Source organism: Streptomyces sp. NPDC046805 (assembly GCF_040645355.1).
In the GTDB taxonomy this organism is placed as follows: domain Bacteria; phylum Actinomycetota; class Actinomycetes; order Streptomycetales; family Streptomycetaceae; genus Streptomyces.
On record NZ_JBEYYC010000004.1, the window covers coordinates 143,486 to 161,557 of the forward strand.

Genomic DNA, 18,072 nt, shown 5'->3' on the forward strand with positions numbered 1-18,072 from the left:
ACGACGGCTGCGACATGACCAGACCCTCGGCGGGGACCGTCGCGACCCCAGCACCGGTCCTTCGGTTCCGACCGTCCCCGCCGGGGCGGCCCGATCGCCACCCGGGCATCGAGCGGCACACGTTCCTCGGCGGCAGACGGACCGCACCCCACGTCCGCGGCGACGGGTCGGCCGTCCGGCCACCCCTGACGCGCCGCTCCTGACGGAGGAGCACCACCCCGTGTCCGGGTCGCGGCCCGGAGACCCGAAGGCGCTCCGAGCGCCTCGCCGGTGTGTCCGCTTGCTTCGCGTCACCGCTCGGTGGCGCGAAGACTCCCCTGGCGCCGCACCACCGCGCCGACAGTGACGTCGGTACGGACCCTGCCCAGGATGCCCCGACTCTCGTGAGGATCTATGACTGCGCTGATATGGGCTCTCGCCGTGGTGGCGGTCGCCGCGGCCGCGCCGGCGGTGCGCTACCGGCAGAAATGGCAGCAGGAGCGGCGACGGGCCGACCGGCTCCACGAGCACGCGACCACGCTCGCCGAACAGATGGGCTTCGTCGAGCGGCAGCTTGAGCACGTGACGCAGACGGTCGTTCCCGCCGCCGCGAACGAGGCGCGGAGCGGAAGGGCCTACCGTCCCCGTCCGACGGGAGTGCCGCAACTGGCCGGCACGTCGATCGTGGGTGTCCTCGACGCCCTCGCCCCCCAGGTGTGCTCCGCGATCGTCCAGACCGCTCAGTACACGGAGGCCAAGGCGCAGGAGCAACTCGCTCAGGCCCAGGCCGAGTCCGAGGAACGGGTGTCCCACGCCCGGCAGGAGGCCGTGGACGTCGCGCGTGCCGCCGTACGCGCCTTCGGCTCCAGCCTGGTGGCCCGCGCGGAGAAGCTGAGCACCCGGATCAGCGCCGGGGTGCGCCTGCACGTGGGCGACCCGGCGTACGAGACGCTGGTCGAAGTCGACCATCTGGCACAGCAGATGCTGCTGACGGCCTCCGGCTACGTCGTCCTGGCCGGCGGCAAGCTGTCCAAGCGCCATCCGGCCACGCCTCTCACCGATGTCGTCCGCGCCGCGATGGGCCGCGTCGTGGGCTACGAGCGGGTGCAGCACCCGGAGATGAGCGGCATCGCGGTGGAGGGCCGGGCCGTGGAGGCCGTCGTCCACACGCTGGCGCTGCTGCTGGACAACGCGCTGCGGTACTCGCCCCCGAACGCGCGGGTCCACGTCTCCTTGGAGCACGGCAGCAACTGCGTGTTCCTCAACGTGGACGACGCCGGCCTGCGGATGGAGGAGGAGCGGCTGACCTGGGCCCGCCGCGTGATGACCACCTCCGAGCGTGACGACATCACCCGGCTCGGCGCCTACCCGCAGACCGGACTGCGTGTGGCCGCCGTTCTCGCGGCGAGCTACGGCTACCGCGTCGAAGTGACGTCCCCGAACATCTACGGAGGCAACCGCGCCTTCATCGTGCTGCCGAAGGAGTTGCTCACGACCCAGCCCCCGAGCAACACCGTGACCACCGCGAAGCGCCAGCAGCCCAAGCCGCGCCCGCAGACCGCGGACACCACCACCTCGAGCGGGCTGACCGTCCGCCGGCCCGCCGCGGCCGCGCCACGTCCCGCCGCCGCCCCGCAGCAGGTGGAGCCGGGCCGCCCCGAGCCGGCCGTCGCCTGGCTGGAGGGCACCCGTCGCGGCCGCGAGAGTTCGACCACCCCCCGTGAGACCGAAGGACACTGACCATGAACACCACCACCAACACCCTGGGCTGGCTCCTGGACGAACAGCTCGGCTCCGTCGAGGGGGTCCGGTACGCCGTGCTGATGAGCAGCGACGGTCTTCTCAAGGCCCGCACCCAGACCCTCAGTCAGGAGGAGGGCGAGAAGTTCGCCGCCCTCACCGCCTCGCTGCGCGCCTCGAGCCGGGCCTGGGACGAGTTCACCGGAGGGGGCGGTGTACGCCAGCACCTGATCGAGTGCGTCAATCACTTCGGCCTGACGACGGCCGCCGGACAGCACACGATGCTGTCGGTGTGCACCACCGGCCCGCACGCCGACCTCGGCCTGATCGGGCATCACATGGCGGCACTGGCCGTACAGGTGGGTGAGCAGCTCGGCACCCAGGAGCGCCAGTCCGTCGACTCGGACGGGAGCACAGCGGCATGAGCGGGCCGCGGCGAGATCCGGACATCGTCAGACTGTACGTCCGCACCGGTGGCCGCACGCGTCCGCGGGCGGACGTACGTCTGGAGAGCGTGGTCATCGCCGCAGCCGAGCCCGTGGCCGGACTGGGGCCCGACACCCGGCAGGTGATGGGTCTCTTCGCTGTGGGGCGCGGGGGTCTCGCAGTCGCGGACATCGCCGCCGCCCTCCAGATGCCCCCTTCCACCGTGCGGATCCTCGTCTCCTCCCTGATCGACTCAGGCCACCTCACCATCCCGGCCGCCGCCTTGGAACGGCCCGAATCCAATCTCATGCAAAGGGTGCTCGATGGACTACGAGAACTGGTCTGACATGCCTGTCACCTACGTGCCGGAGACGGTGACCCAGTCCGCCAAGATCGTGGTCGCCGGTGGCTTCGCCGTGGGCAAGACCACCCTCATCGGCAGCGTGTCCGAGGTGACACCGCTGCGCATGGAAGAACCCATCACGGTCGACAGCCTCGACGTGGACGACCTGCGCGGGACGCCGGAGAAGACCACGACCACCCTGGGCATGGACTTCGGCCGCATCCACCTGGCCAACCGCACGCTCGTCCTCTACCTGTTCGGGCTGCCCGGACAGATGCGCTTCCAGCCGGTCTGGGAGGACCTGGCCGAAGGAGCGCTCGGCTGCCTGGTGCTGGCCGACACCCGCAACCTCGACGCCTGCCACGGCGCCCTGGACCTGCTGGAAACACACGGCATCCCCTTCGCCGTCGCGATCAACGTCTTCCCGGACGCCCCCACCTACGAGGAGTCCGAGATCCGCCAGGCCCTCGCTCTTCCGCCCGACACCCCGCTGACCACCTGTGACGCCCGTGACCGCACGTCGTCGCTGTACGCCCTGATCACGCTCATGGAATACCTCACCGCGCACCGCCCGGCCCAATCCCTGGAGCCCCTGCGATGATTTCCACGCACTACGACCCTCCGGACGCGCTGAGTCCCGTCCTTCTGTACGCGCCGGAGTTCGCCGCCGACCCGCACGCCGCCTACGAGCGCATGCGGGAGACGTACGGCCCCCTCGTGCCCGTCGAGCTGGCTCCTGACGTACGCGCGACGCTCGTGATCGGCTACGCCCAGGCGCGCAGCATCCTCAACGACCCCCTCCGGTTTCCCGCGGACCCCCGGGCCTGGCAGGAGTCGATTCCCGAGACCTGCCCGGTGCGGCCGATGATGGAGTGGCGGCCCAACGCCCTGCGCAGCGGCGGCGCCGAGCACTACCGCTATCGGTCCGCGAACACCGCCGCCATCGAGGAGGTGGACCAGCACGAGCTGCGGGCCCTGGTGGAGAAGGTCGCCGACGACGCGGTCGGCGAGTTCCGTTCCGCCGAGCGGGCCGACCTCGTCACCCAGTTCGCGTTCCCGATCGCCTTCCGGGTCCTCAGCGCGCTGCTGGGCTGCCCCGACGAGATCGGCACCCGGATCGCGGACGGCATGGCGCGCATCTTCGACACCACCGACGCCGCCCGCGGGAACGAGATCCTCGAACAGGCCGTCTCCGACCTCGTCTCGCTGCGCAGGCGCCACCCCGCCGACGACATCACGACCCGGCTGATCGCCCACTCCGCGCAGCTGGACGACGTGGAGATGGGCCACCAGCTCGTCACGCTCTACGGCGCCGGCATCGAACCGCTGACCAACCTCATGGTCAACACCTGCCGGAGGCTCCTCGTCGACGAGGAGTTCTCCGCCACGCTGCACTCGGCCCAGTCCACGATCCGCGACGCCCTGGACACCGTCCTGTACAAAGACCCGCCGCTCGCGAACTACTGCATCAGCTACCCGCCCTACCCCGCCGACGTCGGCGGCATCGTGCTCCCCGCCCACCAGCCGGTCGTGATCTCCATGGCCGCCTGCAACAACGACCCCGAACTCACCCGCGGACTGGGCCCGGACGCCATCGTCGGCAACCGCGCCCATCTGGCGTGGAGCACCGGTCCGCACTCGTGTCCGGCCCGCTCCCACGCCTATCTGATCGCCGAGACGGCGATCAGTCATCTGACGGACGCCTTCCCCGAGATGGACCTCGCCGTTCCCGCCGAGGAACTGTGCTGGCGTCCCGGCCCTTTCCACCGGGCCTTGGAGTCACTGCCCGTCATCTTCCCGACGATCTGAAGGAAGCCCTGTGTCCGAGCAGCCCGTCCTCGTTCTCGACCCCACCGGTTCCGACCACCACGCCGAACACCGGTCCCTGCGCGCCCAGGGTTCGGCCGCCCTGGTGGACATCCTCGGGGTGACCGCCTGGTCCATCTCCGACCCTCACCTGCTCAAGCAGCTCCTGACCAGCTCCGAGGTCTCCAAGGACGCCCGCGCCCACTGGCCCGCCTTCGCCGAGGCCGTCTCCACCTGGCCCCTCGCCCTCTGGGTCGCCGTCGAGAACATGTTCACCGCGTACGGCGGCGACCACCGCCGACTGCGCCGTATGATCGCCCCCGCCTTCGGCGCGCGCCGCATCGCGGCGCTGGAGCCCGCCATCGCCGCCGTCGTGACCGCCCTCCTCGACGACCTCGACACCTGCGCCCCCGGCGAGGTGGCCGACCTGCGCGAGCGTCTCGCCTACCCGCTTCCCATAGCGGTCATCGGCCGGCTCATGGGCGTCCCGGAGGACCAGCGGGCCGAGTTCCGTACGACGGTCGACGGCGTCTTCGACACCACCCTCAGCGTCGAGCAGGCGACCGCGAACACCGCCGCCCTGTACGAGATGCTCGACCAGCTGATCGCCGCCAAGCGGGCCGAGCCCGGTGACGACATGACGTCCCTCCTCATCTCCGCCCGCGACGAGGAGGGCGACGGCAGCGGTCTCAGCGCCGCCGAACTGCGGGACACCCTGCTGCTGATGATCTCCGCCGGGTACGAGACCACCGTCAACGTCATCGACCAGGCCATCACCGCCCTCCTCACCGACCCCGAACAGCTCGCCCACCTTCGTGCCTGCCGAATCGACTGGAGTGACGTCGTCGAGGAGACCCTCCGGCACGAGCCCGCGGTCAAGCACCTGCCCCTGCGCTATGCCGTCAAGGAAATCTCCCTCCCCGACGGGCAGACGATCCGCGAGGGCGAGGCGATCCTCGCCTCCTACGCCGCCGCCAACCGCCACCCCGAATGGCACGGGACCACGGCCGACACCTTCGACGCCACCCGGCCGTCGAAGGAGCATCTGGCCTTCGGACACGGTGTGCACTTCTGCCTCGGCGCGCCGCTCGCGCGGCTCGAGGTCGTCATCGCCCTCAGGCAGCTCTTCGAGCGCTTCCCCGAGATCGAGCTCGCCGTGCCCGCGGACAAGCTCGAGCCTCTTCCGTCGCTCATCAGCAACGGACACCAGGCGCTTCCCGTGCGCCTGCGGCCGTCGGCCGACTAGTTGGTCCCTCCCGTGAGGCCTTGGACGGAGACACACGTCCCGGCCGGGGGATCCTGACATGGGCGAGGGCCTTCCGGCCCGGCGTGGATCGCGACATCCACGACCGGCGCCGGAAGGCCCTCGCCGGACGGTCATCCGGGAGAGTTCCGGGCTCCCTGGTCAGCCCCGCGCGCCACAGGTGGGTCGAGCCGTCGGGTCCGCGGCCGTACTGCCGCGTGCGCCGCACCTGACCCCCTCCCGCGCCACGACCTCGTCGTACAGCCGTAGCCGCTCTGGACGGAACTCCTCATCCACGGAAGTGTGCTTCGGGCATGTCTCCCATCGAAGGGGATGAAATGAGCACGTACGACTACGTCATCGTCGGCGCCGGTTCCGCGGGCTCCGTGCTCGCGGCACGGCTGTCGGAAGACCCCGAGGTCCGGGTGGCGGTGATCGAGGCGGGCGGCCCCGACACCGCGCAGGAGATCCATGTCCCCGCCGCCTTCCCCCAGTTGTTCAAGTCCAGCCTCGACTGGGACCTCGACTCCGACCCGGAGCCCGGGATCGGCGGCCGGCGGACCTATCTACCCCGGGGCAGGATGTTCGGCGGCTCCAGTTCGATGAACGCGATGATCTACATCCGGGGCAGTCGCGCCGACTACGACGGCTGGGCCGCGGCCGGGGCCACGGGCTGGTCGTACGCCGACGTACTGCCGTACTTTCGGCGCTCCGAGGACAACGAGCGCGGCGCGGACGAATTCCACGGCGTGGGCGGTCCGTTGACAGTCAGCGACGGCAGGTCCGGGCACCCGCTCGCCACGGCCTTCGTGCAAGCCGCGGAGCAGGCCGGGCACAAGGCGAACGACGACTTCAACGGCGAGACGCAGTTCGGCGTCGGGCGCTACCAGCTCACCCAGCGCGGCGGCATGCGCTGCAGCACGGCCGTCGCCTATCTGCACCCCGCCCTGGAACGGCCGAACCTCACCGTGCTCTCCTCGGCCCGCGCCCACCGCGTGGTGATCGAGGGCGGCCGGGCGACGGGTGTGGAGGTGGAGCGGGGCGGCGCCGTCGAGGTCGTCCGCGCCGAGCGCGAGGTGATCCTGTCCGCGGGCGCCTACGAGTCCCCGAAGCTGCTGATGCTGTCCGGAATCGGGCCCGCCGTCGCCCTGTCCACCTTCGGCATCGACGTCGTACGCGATCTGCCGGTCGGCCAGGGCCTGCAGGACCACTACGCAACGCTGCTGAACTTCCGTACCGAAATCGAGTCGCTGATCGGCGCGGCGAGCCCGGAGAACGCCGCGCTGCTGGAGCGCGAGGGGCGCGGCCCGCTGACCTCCAACATCGGCGAGGCCGGCGGCTTCTTCCGCAGCCGCCACGGCCTGGCCGCCCCAGACCTCCAATTCCACGCCGCCGCCGTGCTCTTCCACCAGGAGGGGCTCGGCCCGGCCACCGACCACGGCTTCGCCTTCGGCCCGTGCGTGCTCGCCCCGACCAGCCGCGGCGCGGTGACCCTGCGCTCCCCGCGCCCGGACGCGGCGCCCCGGATCGTGCACAACTACCTGATGACGCAGGAGGATCGGGACTGCATTGTCGCCGGCATCCGGATCGCCCTGGAGATCGCGGCCCAGCGCGCGGTGGCCGACCTCGCCACCGGCCCGTACGGCGACGCGCCCGCCTCGGACTCCGACGCGGACCTGCTCGCCTGGGCGCAACGGTCCGGACAGACGCTGTACCACCCGACGTCGACCTGTGCCATCGGCGTGGTGGTGGACCCCGAGCTGCGCGTGTTCGACGTGGCGGGCCTGCGGGTCGTCGACGCCTCCGTGTTCCCGGCGGTGCCGCGCGGGAACACCAACGCGCCCACCATCATGGCTGCGGAGAAGGCGGCCGACCTCATCACGGGCCGCAACGGCCTTGAGGGAGAGACGCCCTGACGCCCCGTACTGCCCAGACGCCGGCCAACTGACCCCGTTCACTACCGTCTGCAATCATGACGAGCTTGATGATTGCGGACGGTAGTCAAGGTCGGGGTGTGCACCGACACGCGAGCCGCCACAAGGCGAGGCGATCGAGGCGAGGAAGTCGTCGAGCATGGCGGTCTGTACGTCCTCGGGGAAGCGCCCGGGGTCGAAGAGCGCCTGGACGACCAGGCCGTGGGTGAACGCGACGGCGGTGGCCGAGAGGTGCTCCGGGTCGGCGTGGGCGGGGAGTTGGCGCAGGTCCCGGGCGGCTTCGAGGTGAGGGCGGAGCGTCTCGCGGAGTCGGGTGTAGCGGCCGGCCTGTTCCGCGGCCAGTTCGTCGTCGGCGAGGGAGAGGTCCCACGAGCTGACCCAGATGCGGTTGCGGGCGGTGTCGTCCGGGGACAGCGGCAGGATGTCCAGCAGCATGGCGCGTACGGTCGCGAGGCCCGGGGCGGGGCGCGCACGGCGGGGGCGCTGTGCGGTGCGGCTCTCCAGCAGGTCCAGGGCATGCGTGATCAGGGCCCGCTTGGTCGGGAAGTAGTGCATGAGCATCCCGGTCGAGACGTCCATCGCGGCGGCGACGGCGCGCAGCGTCAGTCCGCCGAATCCCCTGTCGGCAAGTACCTGCCATACGGCGCGAGTTACGTCCTTGCGGCGGGCTTCGTGGTCTCCGGGTGCGGGCGGCATGCTGCTACCTTACGTACCGAACGCTTGTTACGTACCCAGGGAACGAGGTGCCCGTGTTCACTCTGCCGATCGGCGACCATGCTCAGCTCCGCCCTCTGGAACCCTGGCAGGCACAGGAGTTCCTCGACCACATCGACCGCGCCCGGCCCTTGGTGGACCCCTGGATACCCTGGGCGACGTTCAGCGCCGACCTCGAATCCGCCACCGCCACCCTCCAGCGCTACGCCGACCGTCTGGCCCAGGACACCGGCCGTATCTACGGGATCTGGCTGGACGGCACGCTCGTCGGCGGCGTCATGTTCACCCGCTTCGACCGCGAGTCCGGAACCTGTGAGATCGGCTGCTGGCTGGAGCCCGCCGGGGAGGGGCGGGGCCTGGTGACCCAGGCGGGCCGGCTGCTGATCGACTGGGCGTTCACGGAACGCGGGATGAGCCGGGTCGAGTGGTGGGTCACGCCCGAGAACAAGCGCAGCATCGAGACCGCACGCCGGCTGGGCATGACCCGCGAGGGTGTGCTGCGTCGGCGCTATCCCTACCGCGGCGTGCGGCGCGACAGCGAAGTCTGGTCGGTCCTGTCCGACGAGTGGCCGCCCCCGGCGGACACCACCGCGGACGCCACCGCGAACGCCGACAAGGCCGAGCTCGACCGGCTGATGCGCGACCTCTTCGGCGCCTTCAACACCATCGGCGGCAACCGGCCGAACCTCGACATCATCCGCGCGGTCTTCCTCCCCCAGGGAAGCATCATCAAGAACGTCGGGGACACGACCCTCATCTACGACATCGACACGTTCGTCGAGTCCCGCGAGAAGATACTCACCGATGGGACGCTGACGGAGTTCTCCGAATGGGAAGTCGCCGAGCGGACCGAGATGTTCGGCTCGATCGCCCACCGGTTCAGCGACTACGGCAAGTCCGGATTCCGCGAGGGCGAGGGGTGGTTCGAGGAATCCGGCCACAAGACCACGCAGTTCATCCGGACCCCCGAGGGCTGGAGGATAGCCTCGCTGGCGTGGGACGACGATCCCGCCATCGGCGCCTGATCGCACGGGTCCCCGTGATCCGCATCGGTGCGCGGCCCGAGCAGACCTGAGCAGGATCGAGAGACGACCGGGAGTCACCTTGCACGAGAGAGTACGACGGGTCCGCGCGGCCCTGAGCGAGTTCGGCAGCACCGCGGAACTGGTCGAGCTCCCGGCCCCGGGGCCCACGGCAGCGGAGACGGCAGCTCAACTGGGTTGCGCGGTGGGCGCCATCGCCAACAGCCTGATCTTCGCCGTCGACGGTGAGCCCTTGCTGGTGCTGACCAGCGGAGCGCATCGCGTGGACACCCGGCTGCTCGCCCGCCTTCTGGGGGTGGGCCGTAAAAAGATCCGGCGCGCGGATCCCGACTTCGTGCTCGCCGTGACGGGCCAGGAGGTGGGCGGCGTGGCGCCCGTGGGGCATCCGCGCCCGGTGCGCACGCTGGTCGATGAGGCGCTGGCCGGCCACGAGCACGTGTGGGCGGGTGCGGGCATGCCGCACACCGTGTTCCGTACGACGTTCGCCGAGTTGGTGAAGCTGACCGGCGGGGAGTCCGCCGTGGTGGCCGACGACGAGGACAAGCGCGACGGTGGGCAGCCGCCCGCTCACCGGCCGGGCTGGGTGACGTCACCGCCGCTCGCCTGACGGACCCGCACTGAACGCGGATTCCCTGCGCGGCCGAGTCGTACAGCGGCCATCATGACGCGTGTGGCGCTGACGACGGAGTTCACGGAGTTGTTCGGAGGACGGCACCCGATCGCGCTGGCTCCGATGGGCGGGGCGGCCGGCGGGGCGCCGACCGCCGCTGTCCGACGCGGTGGCGGCCTCGGGCTGCTGGGCGCCGGGAGCTGGGATCTCGACATCGCCCGCGGCGCCGGATGGCCGTCGAAATACACCGCCCGCACCCTGAGCCACCCCTACCTCGATCAGTGGCGTGGCCGCGAGGCGGAACTGGCGGCCGACGTCGAGGCCCAACGGGCGTACCAGGAAGACGTGGCGCGCGGCACGGTGCCCTCGCTGCCGATCTGGGCCGGCGAGGCCGTCCACCTCATCTCCGACCTGCCCTCCGCGGCCGACCTGGTCGCCACCCTGGCCGCGCAGGCCGAGGCGGCACTGGACCGCGCGGGCAGGCGTTGACCCTCGCTTCCCGGGGCGGAGTCCGGGGCCTCTCTAGGCTGTCACCCGGCACCGGCACGACCCGAGGAGCGCAGAAGTGATCGACCCCGCACCGGAGCACCCGTACCCCGACGGCTACCGGCCGGACGAGGCACCCGCCCCGCACACGCTGCTCACGCCCGTGCTCGGTCTGCTGGGCAGGTGGCACGGCCGCGGACAGGGCGGATACCCCACGCTCGCCGAGGACTTCACGTACGCGCAGGAGGTCACCTTCAGCCACGACGGCCGCCCGTTCCTCCGCTACGAGGCCCGGGCCTGGCTGCTCGACGCCGAGGGCGCACCGTTGCGTCCGGCGGCCCGCGAGAGCGGCTGGTGGCGGCTTCAGCCCGACGGCCGGGTGGAGGCACTGATCACCCAGCCGACCGGCATCGCGGAGATCGCGGTCGGCCGTGCGGCACACGACACGGTCGACCTCTCCACCCACGAGGTGGCCCTCACGCCCACCGCCAAGGAGGTCGACGCGACCCGCCGCCGCTACACCCTGGCCGACGGCGACACCCTCACGTTCGTCCACGAACTCGCGGCGGTCGGCCTGCCGTTGCAGCACCATCTCTCGGCGACCTTGCGCCGCAGGCGATAGCCCGACGTACGTGGCTGTGGGACCCGTCCGACGCTCGGCGACAAGGTCCTGCAACACGTACTTCGACAGCGCGTCAAGATGCTCCACCGCTGCGATCCGGCCATCTTGCTGCCGGTGCCGCAGGGCCTGCTCCCCATGATCCCGCGCCGATGAGGCTGGTCCGGATGAAGCAGGCGACACGGAATGGAAGCGGATCAAAATCAAATCGATGGCGCGAAGTTGTCCCTCCGGAACGCGTTCCGAATGGAAAGCCTTGACGGAGCATTTGACGGATTGACATGGTCACGCATGTGTGAAGAAGGAAGTGAACACACATCCCAAGTATGGATGCTTAGGGGGCTGCCGGAAAAGTTCGACCACGGAGCAGAGACCGGAGATGCGGATGACACGACAGTCAGCGGTCCAATTCGATTCCGAGGACGGACGGAGTTCGGCATCTTACTTGGCCGGCCACGGAGATTTCAGAGAATGTCTACTACTTTTCTCCGGCGGGCTCGACACGTCTTGTCTGGTCAAGTGGCTGACGAGTGAATATCGTTGCGAAGTTTCGACACTGGTGGTGGATGTCGGCCAGCGGGAAGATTTCGCCGGACTGGAGAAGAAGGCCTACGCACTGGGCGCCGGCACGCACTACTACGTCGACGCCCGGGAGAAGCTGGTCGCGGACTACTGCCTTCCTGCGATACGGGCGAACGCCCGCGTGGGACGCAACGGCCACCCGCTGTCCGCGTCGCTGACCAGGCCGCTCATCGTGAGCGAAGCCATCGCGGTCGCCGAGTCGGCCGGGATCGACGTCATCGCGCACGGTGCCACGGGGCGGGCCAATGATTCGCTCCGCATGGACAACACCCTCCTGACGCTCAGGCCGCACTTCAAGATACTCGCGCCCGTGCGTGAACGGGCGATGTCACGAGACGAAGAACTGCGGTACGCGGTCCAGAATGAGATCGACGTTCCGGTGACCACGGAGCGATTGCACAGCATCGACGAAAATCTGTGGGCCCGTGAAATCGAAGCAGGGGACCTGGAATCCCCGTCGGTGACCCCGCAAGCCGCACTCTTCGGCGCCGCGGAGGCGACCGGGTCGGCCGGCGGGTCCACAGTCGTCAGGATTCGGTTCGCTTCGGGAATTCCCGTCGCCGTCGACGGCAAGCGCATGAAACCGCTGGACCTTGTGACCCTGCTCAACGACCTCGGATCGCCGTACGGAATCGGCCGCTTCGACTGCATGGAGGACAGGGGCGTAGGCGTCAAAGTACGTGAACTCCACGAGGCGCCTGCCGCAACCATACTCATGACGGTCTTCTCCGACCTGCAGGAACTCGTCCTCACGCGAGAAGAGATCAGGGTGGCCCGCACGCTGGAGATGGAGTGGGTCGACCTCGTACTCAATGGTCACTGGCACAACACGCTCAAGCAGACGATGGACCAATTCTTCGCCACGCTGGCAACTCGCGTCGAAGGCGAGGTAACCCTGCGCATTCAGCAGGGTCAGTGCGCCGTCGTGGCCAGAGAATCCCCGTATTCGCTCGATCTGACCAACCTCGTCTCGAAGGGTCTGCTCGACGAGCTGAACATGCGGGCAACCGCTCCGTTCATCGAGGTGTCCGGCCTCCAGCGGCGAATGGCGTTCCAGCTGAATCAAGGCGTACGCCATGCCTGAGGGCCGCCTGCCCAGCCAGCGCTCACTGATGACCCTGCTCCGGGAGGAGTACGACCCGTTCGTCGCGGACCTGGGCATCGGTGAGCCGCGACGGCGCCCGCCGCAGGCGCTCGCCTCCGACATCGAAAAGGTGCTCCGCGCCGAAGCGACCGGATACGGGCCGGTGGCGGGCCTTGCCGAACTCAGGAATCTGATCGCCGAGCGTCACGAGTTCACCGCACTCAAGCCGACCTCGGTGGAGAATGTCCTGGTCACCACCGGTGCTACACAAGCGATTTACCTGTCACTGCTGGTGGCGACGGACGGGCGTGGCGGTGAGGTCCTCTATCCGGATCCCGGTTTTGTGCAGTACGTCCCTGCAATACGCCTTGTCGGCGCCGAGCCGGTACCCTACCGCCTCCCGCCTGCACGGCAATTCCGGTTGACGGCCGATGACATCATCCGGCATCTCGGTGCCCATACGCGAGCTGTTGTCGTCAACAGCCCCTCGAACCCGCTGGGGCATGTCATCGAGCGTGAGCAACTCGAAATGCTCGTTGCCGAATGTGCGCGACGGAACATCCTGGTCGTGTCGGACGAGGTGTACGAGTTCCAATGCTGGGACAAGAGGCACGTTTCCGCTCGGGAATTCGGCGACAACGTGCTCGTATGCAGTGGGGTGTCCAAGCTGTTCCAGATGGCAGGGTGGCGCATCGGCTGGGCGATCGGCAGCGAGCCTCTCGTGCAGCGTCTGCTGTCGGCCGCGCAGTACATCACTTTCCGGCCGTCGACGGTGGGGCAGCAGGTGGCTCTCAGCGTGCTGGGAGCGCCGGCCGCCATGGAACAGCTCATGAACGAAACCCGTCAGCGGCGTCGCGCCATGGCCCAGGCACTAGCGGCACTTCCCGGCATGGAGCACCTCCCGCAGGCAGGGGGCCTCTTTTTCTACGTCAACGTCGGCAACTGCGGGACGGACTGGGATGTGGCGCTCGACCTGGCAAAACGCGGTGTTGCCGTGGTGCCGAGTGTGGGTCCGGGCGCCGGGTTCGGCGATCAGGGCTTCGGCTGGATCCGTCTCTCCTTCGCCGGAGACATGCGGGACGTCACGGAAGGAATGGCCGTGTTCGCCGAGTACGCCACGGAGAAAGGGAGCGGACTGGCGTGAACCGGGGCGAGGTAGCGACGGCGATTGCGGACGTCTGGCGTTCCGTGCTCGACGTGCAGAATCTGGGGCCGGGTGACGACTTCTTCGCACTGGGCGGAGACTCCCTCGCTGCACTGGCCATGGCGAATGAGGTGGCCGGTCTCTTTTCCCAGGGAGTTCGGGACGAGCACATCGAAGAACTGGCCATGTCCGTGTACGACAGCCCGAGTCTGCACGCGTTCACCGCCGCAGTCGGAACCATGATGACGGAAAAGGGAGAATCGTGAGCACGGTCATCGACCTGATCGACAAGCGGTCGGCCGAGAATCCCGAGGGCACGGCGATCACCTGCAACGGCAGGACCACGTCTTACCGCGCATTGATGCGCACCGTGGATGCCGTCGCTGAAACCCTCCGCCGGCATGTCGGTGAGCGCAAGCATGTGGTGATCGTCGCGGACAGGTCGGACGCCACTGCGGCCTGCATCCTTGCCGCTCTACGGACGGGCGCGGTGTGCGTACCGGTGTACGAGGACTACCCCCGTGCCAGGATCGAGAACATCGTCGCCGCGATGGCCGGGGATATCGCCGTAGTCATCACAGGATCGAAAGCTCCCACCATCGACGGGTTCGAGGGCGCAGCCCTGTCGCTCGAGGACCTCATGCACGATGCGACTCGCGGTGCGGGCGAGGCACCGCACCGCCCGTCCGCAGCGGCGCCCGACGACACTGCGTACGTGTTGTTCACTTCCGGATCGACAGGAGTGCCGAAGGGCGTTGAAATAACGCACCGTGCCTTGCTGAGCGCGGTGGCGGAGTTGATTTTTCAGTACGACATCGGCCAGAGCGACCGCGTGCTGCACGCAGCGCCGCTGGGGTTCGATACCTCGATGTCCGAGATCCTGCGGGCGCTGTGCTCCGGGGCCACCCTGACCATTGCGGACAGCGCGGTGACCTCCTCACCGAAGTACTTTTTCGGGCTCGAATTCCTGGAGGCCGAGAGCGTCACGCGAGCCGTGCTCCCGGCAGCGCTCCTGGCGCGGGCCAGGTATCGCGAACTTCCGGCACTGCAGCTCCTGGTGACGACAGGAGAGGCCTGCACGAAGGACGTTGTGGAGAAGTGGGCCCCGGGCCGGCGGCTCCTCAACGCCTGGGGCTCGACGGAATCGACGTTCTCGGGAACCATCATGGACCTCAGCCGCTGGGACCGTTCGGGGACGGCACCCATCGGGAGAGCGAACCGCAACTGCAGCGTTTTTGTGGCACGACCGGACGGTTCGATGGCCGGGACCGGTGAAGAGGGTGAGCTTTTCATCACTGGGGAAAATGTGGCCCGGGGTTACTACCGAAACCCTTCTCTGACCCGCGAGCGATTCCTTCCCGCGGACGCCGACCGCCCCCATCCGACGTTCCGCACGCGCGATCGTGGGCGGCTGAGAAGTGACGGATACCTGGAATGTCTCGGCCGCGCGGACAGCCAGGTGAAGATTCGCGGATACCGCGTGGACCTGACCGAAGTCGAGGATGCGATCCGCACTTCGTCTTCGCTCCTGACGCACCAAGTGGTGGTAGTGGCCGTTGACCGTTCGCAGGCTCAGGGCCAGGAGCTGGTTGCCTTCATCACCGCGGCGAACGAGGTCACGGCCGACGGTGCCAGGAGAGCACTGAACCCCGAACTGGCGCGCCAACTACCCGACTATGCGATTCCGAACCGTTATGTGCCGCTGGACCGGATCCCGCTGAATGCGCACGGAAAAATCGATCGACGCGCTCTCGTCGCAGGGCTTTCAACGGGCTCCGCGCAGCAGCTGGAAGCGCGGCAGGACCATGACGGTTGATCCAGGCCCCGTACTGTCGGCCGAAGGCGTGACCAAGTCCTATGGAGAGGTACGGGCACTGAACGGAATCTCGTTCAGCGTCGAATCGGGCGAATGCTTCGGGATCCTGGGACCGAACGGCGCGGGCAAGACGACGCTCATGCGTCTCATCTCGGCCGTCAGCCGACGCAGTTCGGGATCCATGTCGGTACTCGGAATGGATCCCGAACAGGAAGGATCCGCCGTGCGCGCACGCATCGGCGTGGTACCTCAGGAGGACTGCCTCGAGGAGGACTTGACCGTACGCGAGAACCTCTACGTGTTCGGACGCCTCTTCGGAATCTCCCGAAGGGAGTTGAAGGAACGCATTCCCGCACTGGTCCGCGACGCACGTCTGGAGGAAAAGGTCGGTACCAAGGCAGCCGAGCTGTCGGGAGGCATGCGTCGCCGGCTCACCATCGCGCGGGCATTGATCAGCGGTCCGGACATCCTTCTCCTCGACGAACCCAGTACGGGACTCGACCCGCAAGCGAGGCAGGGCCTGTGGGAAGAATTATTCGCTCTGCGGTCGACGGGGATGACGCAGATCGTGACGACGCATTACATGGATGAGGCAGAACAACTCTGCGACCGCATCGCGATCGTCGACCATGGCACGATCATCTCCGCGGGAACACCGAGCGGACTGATCAAGTCCACGTTGCCCTCCGGTGTCGTCGAATTACGAGGGGACGAGCGTGACATCGCTCAGGGGTTGGCCCTGCTCAGCGTGCCCGTGCAACGGGTTGAAAAGGTAAGCCGACGTCTCCTGCTTTTCGACGACGACGTCGAGGCGGTCAGCCAGGACATGCGCACGGCGACGGACGGCAATGCCATGGTCACGGTCCGCAGAACGACGCTGGAAGATGTCTTCCTCGCTCTGACGGGGCGCGAACTGAGGGAAACGTAGATCCGTGGTGACGACAATGGTCGAGGAGGTACGCAAGTCCCTGCCGTACTACGCCGCCACTTACCGTCGCACCTGGCGCTCGACGGTGCTGTCCTCTTTCGTCGCACCCGTGGCCTATCTGGTGGGCATGGGGTTCGGCGTCGGCTCGGTGACACAGCCGGGCCATGCGGTCGCATACACGTCGCAGCTGTTTCCCGGATTGGCGGTGCTGGCCGCCGTGTCGACGGCGGGAGCCGAAGGCACTTATCCCGTCTTCGCCCGTAGCGCTCGCAGCGGGTTCCATTCGGTCATGAAGTACACGCCGCTGAGCATCAGCAGCATCGTGCTGGGGCAGACGTGCTGGATTGCGATGCGAGCAGCTGCCGCCTGCTGCGTCTTCGGGATCGTCGGGCTCGCATGCGGCGTGGCATCCCTCCGAGGAGCTGCGACAAGCGTGTTGATCGCGACGGCCGCAGGAACGGCCGCCGCCCTCCCCATGATGGCGTTTTCCGTATCGTTGCGCCAAGCAGGAGCACTTGAGCTGGGAATGCGCCTGGTGTATGCGCCGATGGTGCTGTTCTCGGGTGCCCTGTACCCGATGCACGTTGCGCCCCCCGCCTATCATGCGGCCGCCTGGTTCAATCCTGTGTGGCATGCGGTGGAAATTTCCAGGGCGGTGGCAGGAAAGGCGGATGCCTCCGCGGCCACCTCACTTCATGCTGCCGTCATCACAGCACTGGCAGGCGGGTCCTTTTTCCTTGCCGTGCACTGTTACGGCAGGCGGCTGAGAAGATAGGAGGGGCGTCGTGCTCGCAGTCCATTCATGGCGCGTTTTCCGGAGGAACTGTTATCTGTCGACCAGGACTTGGTGGGTGTTCCTTTCCGGCCTGGTGGAGCCGCTGCTGCTCTTTCTGTCGGTTGGCGTGGTCGTGGGAAACGCTGTGCACCCCGACGTGTCCGATGCGATGCCGACAGGCGACCATGCGTACCTGAGGTTCGTCTTCAGCGGCCTGCTCGCCGTCGGCGTCATGAATGGCGCCATATACGAGAGCACACTCAACTTCTTCTACCGGTACCACCACTTGAGGAGCTACGACGTCGTCCTGACCTCACCGCTCACATCGCGCAGCGTGGTGATCGGTGAAGCGATGACGGCCTGGTTGCGCGGCATCCTGTATGGCGCCATATACGGGGTCATCGGCTGTTCCTTCGCATTGATCAACCTCCCGCAGTTCGCCGCGATGCTGCCTTGGCTGCCCCTGGGTGCGTTCGGCTTCGCGGGACTCGGCATCTGGCTGGCCAGTCTGATGCGTTCATGGAACGACCTGGAGTTGGTGAACCTGGTCATGCTGCCGATGGTCATGCTGGCCTGCGTGTTCTTTCCTCTCTCCGCCTATCCCCAATTGATCGGGGATGCGGTCAGGTGGCTGCCACTGTCGATGCTGGCCACGTGTATGCGAGGCGTCCAGGATGGGACGATGGACCGCCTGGCCGCAGCGGGCCTGGCCGCTTTCGCCCTCGTGGGAATGGCGTGTCTGTGGCGTGCGGTGGCGAAGGCAGACCGTCTTCTCCTTCGGAGCTGATCCGGGAAGGGGA

General features: G+C 68.2%; 19 protein-coding genes. 18 read left to right on the forward strand and 1 reads right to left on the reverse strand.

Annotated elements, in window-relative coordinates:
* Nucleotides 1–393 precede the first annotated feature (393 nt).
* The 7 genes from ABZ910_RS06880 (at nucleotide 394) to ABZ910_RS06910 (ending at nucleotide 7,453) form a co-directional block, all read left to right on the forward strand.
* A complete protein-coding gene (locus ABZ910_RS06880; protein WP_361360343.1) occupies nucleotides 394–1,719 on the forward strand; it encodes an ATP-binding protein in 1,326 nt (441 codons plus the stop codon).
* A gap of 2 nt (nucleotides 1,720–1,721) precedes the next feature.
* Nucleotides 1,722–2,144: a roadblock/LC7 domain-containing protein gene (locus ABZ910_RS06885; protein WP_361360345.1), complete on the forward strand. Its 423-nt coding sequence runs from the start codon at nucleotides 1,722–1,724 to the stop codon at nucleotides 2,142–2,144.
* A complete protein-coding gene (locus ABZ910_RS06890; RefSeq protein ID WP_361360347.1) occupies nucleotides 2,141–2,491 on the forward strand; it encodes a DUF742 domain-containing protein in 351 nt (116 codons plus the stop codon). The genes ABZ910_RS06885 and ABZ910_RS06890 overlap by 4 nt, the downstream gene beginning before the upstream one ends.
* The gene (locus ABZ910_RS06895; RefSeq protein ID WP_361360349.1) at nucleotides 2,469–3,089 is read left to right on the forward strand and encodes an ATP/GTP-binding protein; all 621 of its coding nucleotides are present in this window, start codon (nucleotides 2,469–2,471) and stop codon (nucleotides 3,087–3,089) included. Before ABZ910_RS06890 ends, ABZ910_RS06895 begins: the two co-directional genes overlap by 23 nt.
* The gene (locus ABZ910_RS06900) at nucleotides 3,086–4,297 is read left to right on the forward strand and encodes a cytochrome P450 (RefSeq protein ID WP_361360351.1); all 1,212 of its coding nucleotides are present in this window, start codon (nucleotides 3,086–3,088) and stop codon (nucleotides 4,295–4,297) included. The genes ABZ910_RS06895 and ABZ910_RS06900 overlap by 4 nt, the downstream gene beginning before the upstream one ends.
* 10 nt (nucleotides 4,298–4,307) lie before the next feature.
* Nucleotides 4,308–5,540: a cytochrome P450 gene (locus ABZ910_RS06905; protein ID WP_361360353.1), complete on the forward strand. Its 1,233-nt coding sequence runs from the start codon at nucleotides 4,308–4,310 to the stop codon at nucleotides 5,538–5,540.
* 335 nt (nucleotides 5,541–5,875) lie between these two features.
* Entirely contained in the window at nucleotides 5,876–7,453 is a 1,578-nt protein-coding gene (locus ABZ910_RS06910; protein ID WP_361360355.1) for a GMC family oxidoreductase N-terminal domain-containing protein, read from the forward strand.
* A 54-nt stretch (nucleotides 7,454–7,507) separates the two neighbouring features.
* Here ABZ910_RS06910 and ABZ910_RS06915 read toward each other — a convergent pair whose 3' ends face one another.
* Nucleotides 7,508–8,167, reverse strand: coding sequence for a TetR/AcrR family transcriptional regulator (locus tag ABZ910_RS06915; protein WP_361360357.1), 660 nt, complete (start codon nucleotides 8,165–8,167; stop codon nucleotides 7,508–7,510).
* Nucleotides 8,168–8,220: 53 nt separating this feature from the next.
* Here ABZ910_RS06915 and ABZ910_RS06920 point away from each other — a divergent pair, with 53 nt between their 5' ends.
* From ABZ910_RS06920 to ABZ910_RS06970, 11 genes are all read left to right on the forward strand, one after another.
* Nucleotides 8,221–9,210: a GNAT family protein gene (locus ABZ910_RS06920; protein ID WP_361360359.1), complete on the forward strand. Its 990-nt coding sequence runs from the start codon at nucleotides 8,221–8,223 to the stop codon at nucleotides 9,208–9,210.
* Nucleotides 9,211–9,322: 112 nt separating this feature from the next.
* Nucleotides 9,323–9,835, forward strand: coding sequence for a YbaK/EbsC family protein (locus ABZ910_RS06925; RefSeq protein WP_361360621.1), 513 nt, complete (start codon nucleotides 9,323–9,325; stop codon nucleotides 9,833–9,835).
* A gap of 54 nt (nucleotides 9,836–9,889) precedes the next feature.
* A complete protein-coding gene (locus ABZ910_RS06930; protein ID WP_361360361.1) occupies nucleotides 9,890–10,327 on the forward strand; it encodes a hypothetical protein in 438 nt (145 codons plus the stop codon).
* Between the two features lie 76 nt (nucleotides 10,328–10,403).
* Nucleotides 10,404–10,946 (forward strand): FABP family protein, encoded by a 543-nt coding sequence (locus tag ABZ910_RS06935; RefSeq protein WP_361360363.1) that lies wholly within the window; start codon nucleotides 10,404–10,406, stop codon nucleotides 10,944–10,946.
* A 442-nt stretch (nucleotides 10,947–11,388) separates the two neighbouring features.
* Entirely contained in the window at nucleotides 11,389–12,609 is a 1,221-nt protein-coding gene (locus ABZ910_RS06940) for an argininosuccinate synthase (RefSeq protein ID WP_361360365.1), read from the forward strand.
* Nucleotides 12,602–13,753 (forward strand): pyridoxal phosphate-dependent aminotransferase, encoded by a 1,152-nt coding sequence (locus tag ABZ910_RS06945; protein WP_361360367.1) that lies wholly within the window; start codon nucleotides 12,602–12,604, stop codon nucleotides 13,751–13,753. The genes ABZ910_RS06940 and ABZ910_RS06945 overlap by 8 nt, the downstream gene beginning before the upstream one ends.
* On the forward strand, nucleotides 13,750–14,019 hold the full coding sequence (locus ABZ910_RS06950) for a phosphopantetheine-binding protein (RefSeq protein ID WP_361360369.1): 270 nt from the start codon (nucleotides 13,750–13,752) through the stop codon (nucleotides 14,017–14,019). Before ABZ910_RS06945 ends, ABZ910_RS06950 begins: the two co-directional genes overlap by 4 nt.
* Complete coding sequence (locus tag ABZ910_RS06955; protein WP_361360371.1) at nucleotides 14,016–15,569, forward strand: amino acid adenylation domain-containing protein; 1,554 nt, start codon at nucleotides 14,016–14,018, stop codon at nucleotides 15,567–15,569. The genes ABZ910_RS06950 and ABZ910_RS06955 overlap by 4 nt, the downstream gene beginning before the upstream one ends.
* Nucleotides 15,570–15,597: 28 nt before the next feature.
* The gene (locus ABZ910_RS06960) at nucleotides 15,598–16,497 is read left to right on the forward strand and encodes an ABC transporter ATP-binding protein (RefSeq protein ID WP_361360373.1); all 900 of its coding nucleotides are present in this window, start codon (nucleotides 15,598–15,600) and stop codon (nucleotides 16,495–16,497) included.
* A 16-nt stretch (nucleotides 16,498–16,513) separates the two neighbouring features.
* Nucleotides 16,514–17,272 carry an ABC transporter permease gene (locus ABZ910_RS06965; RefSeq protein ID WP_361360375.1) on the forward strand — a complete coding sequence of 253 codons (759 nt, stop codon included), beginning with the start codon at nucleotides 16,514–16,516 and terminating at the stop codon, nucleotides 17,270–17,272.
* 10 nt (nucleotides 17,273–17,282) lie between these two features.
* Complete coding sequence (locus tag ABZ910_RS06970; protein ID WP_361360377.1) at nucleotides 17,283–18,059, forward strand: ABC transporter permease; 777 nt, start codon at nucleotides 17,283–17,285, stop codon at nucleotides 18,057–18,059.
* The last annotated feature ends 13 nt before the right edge of the window (nucleotides 18,060–18,072 follow it).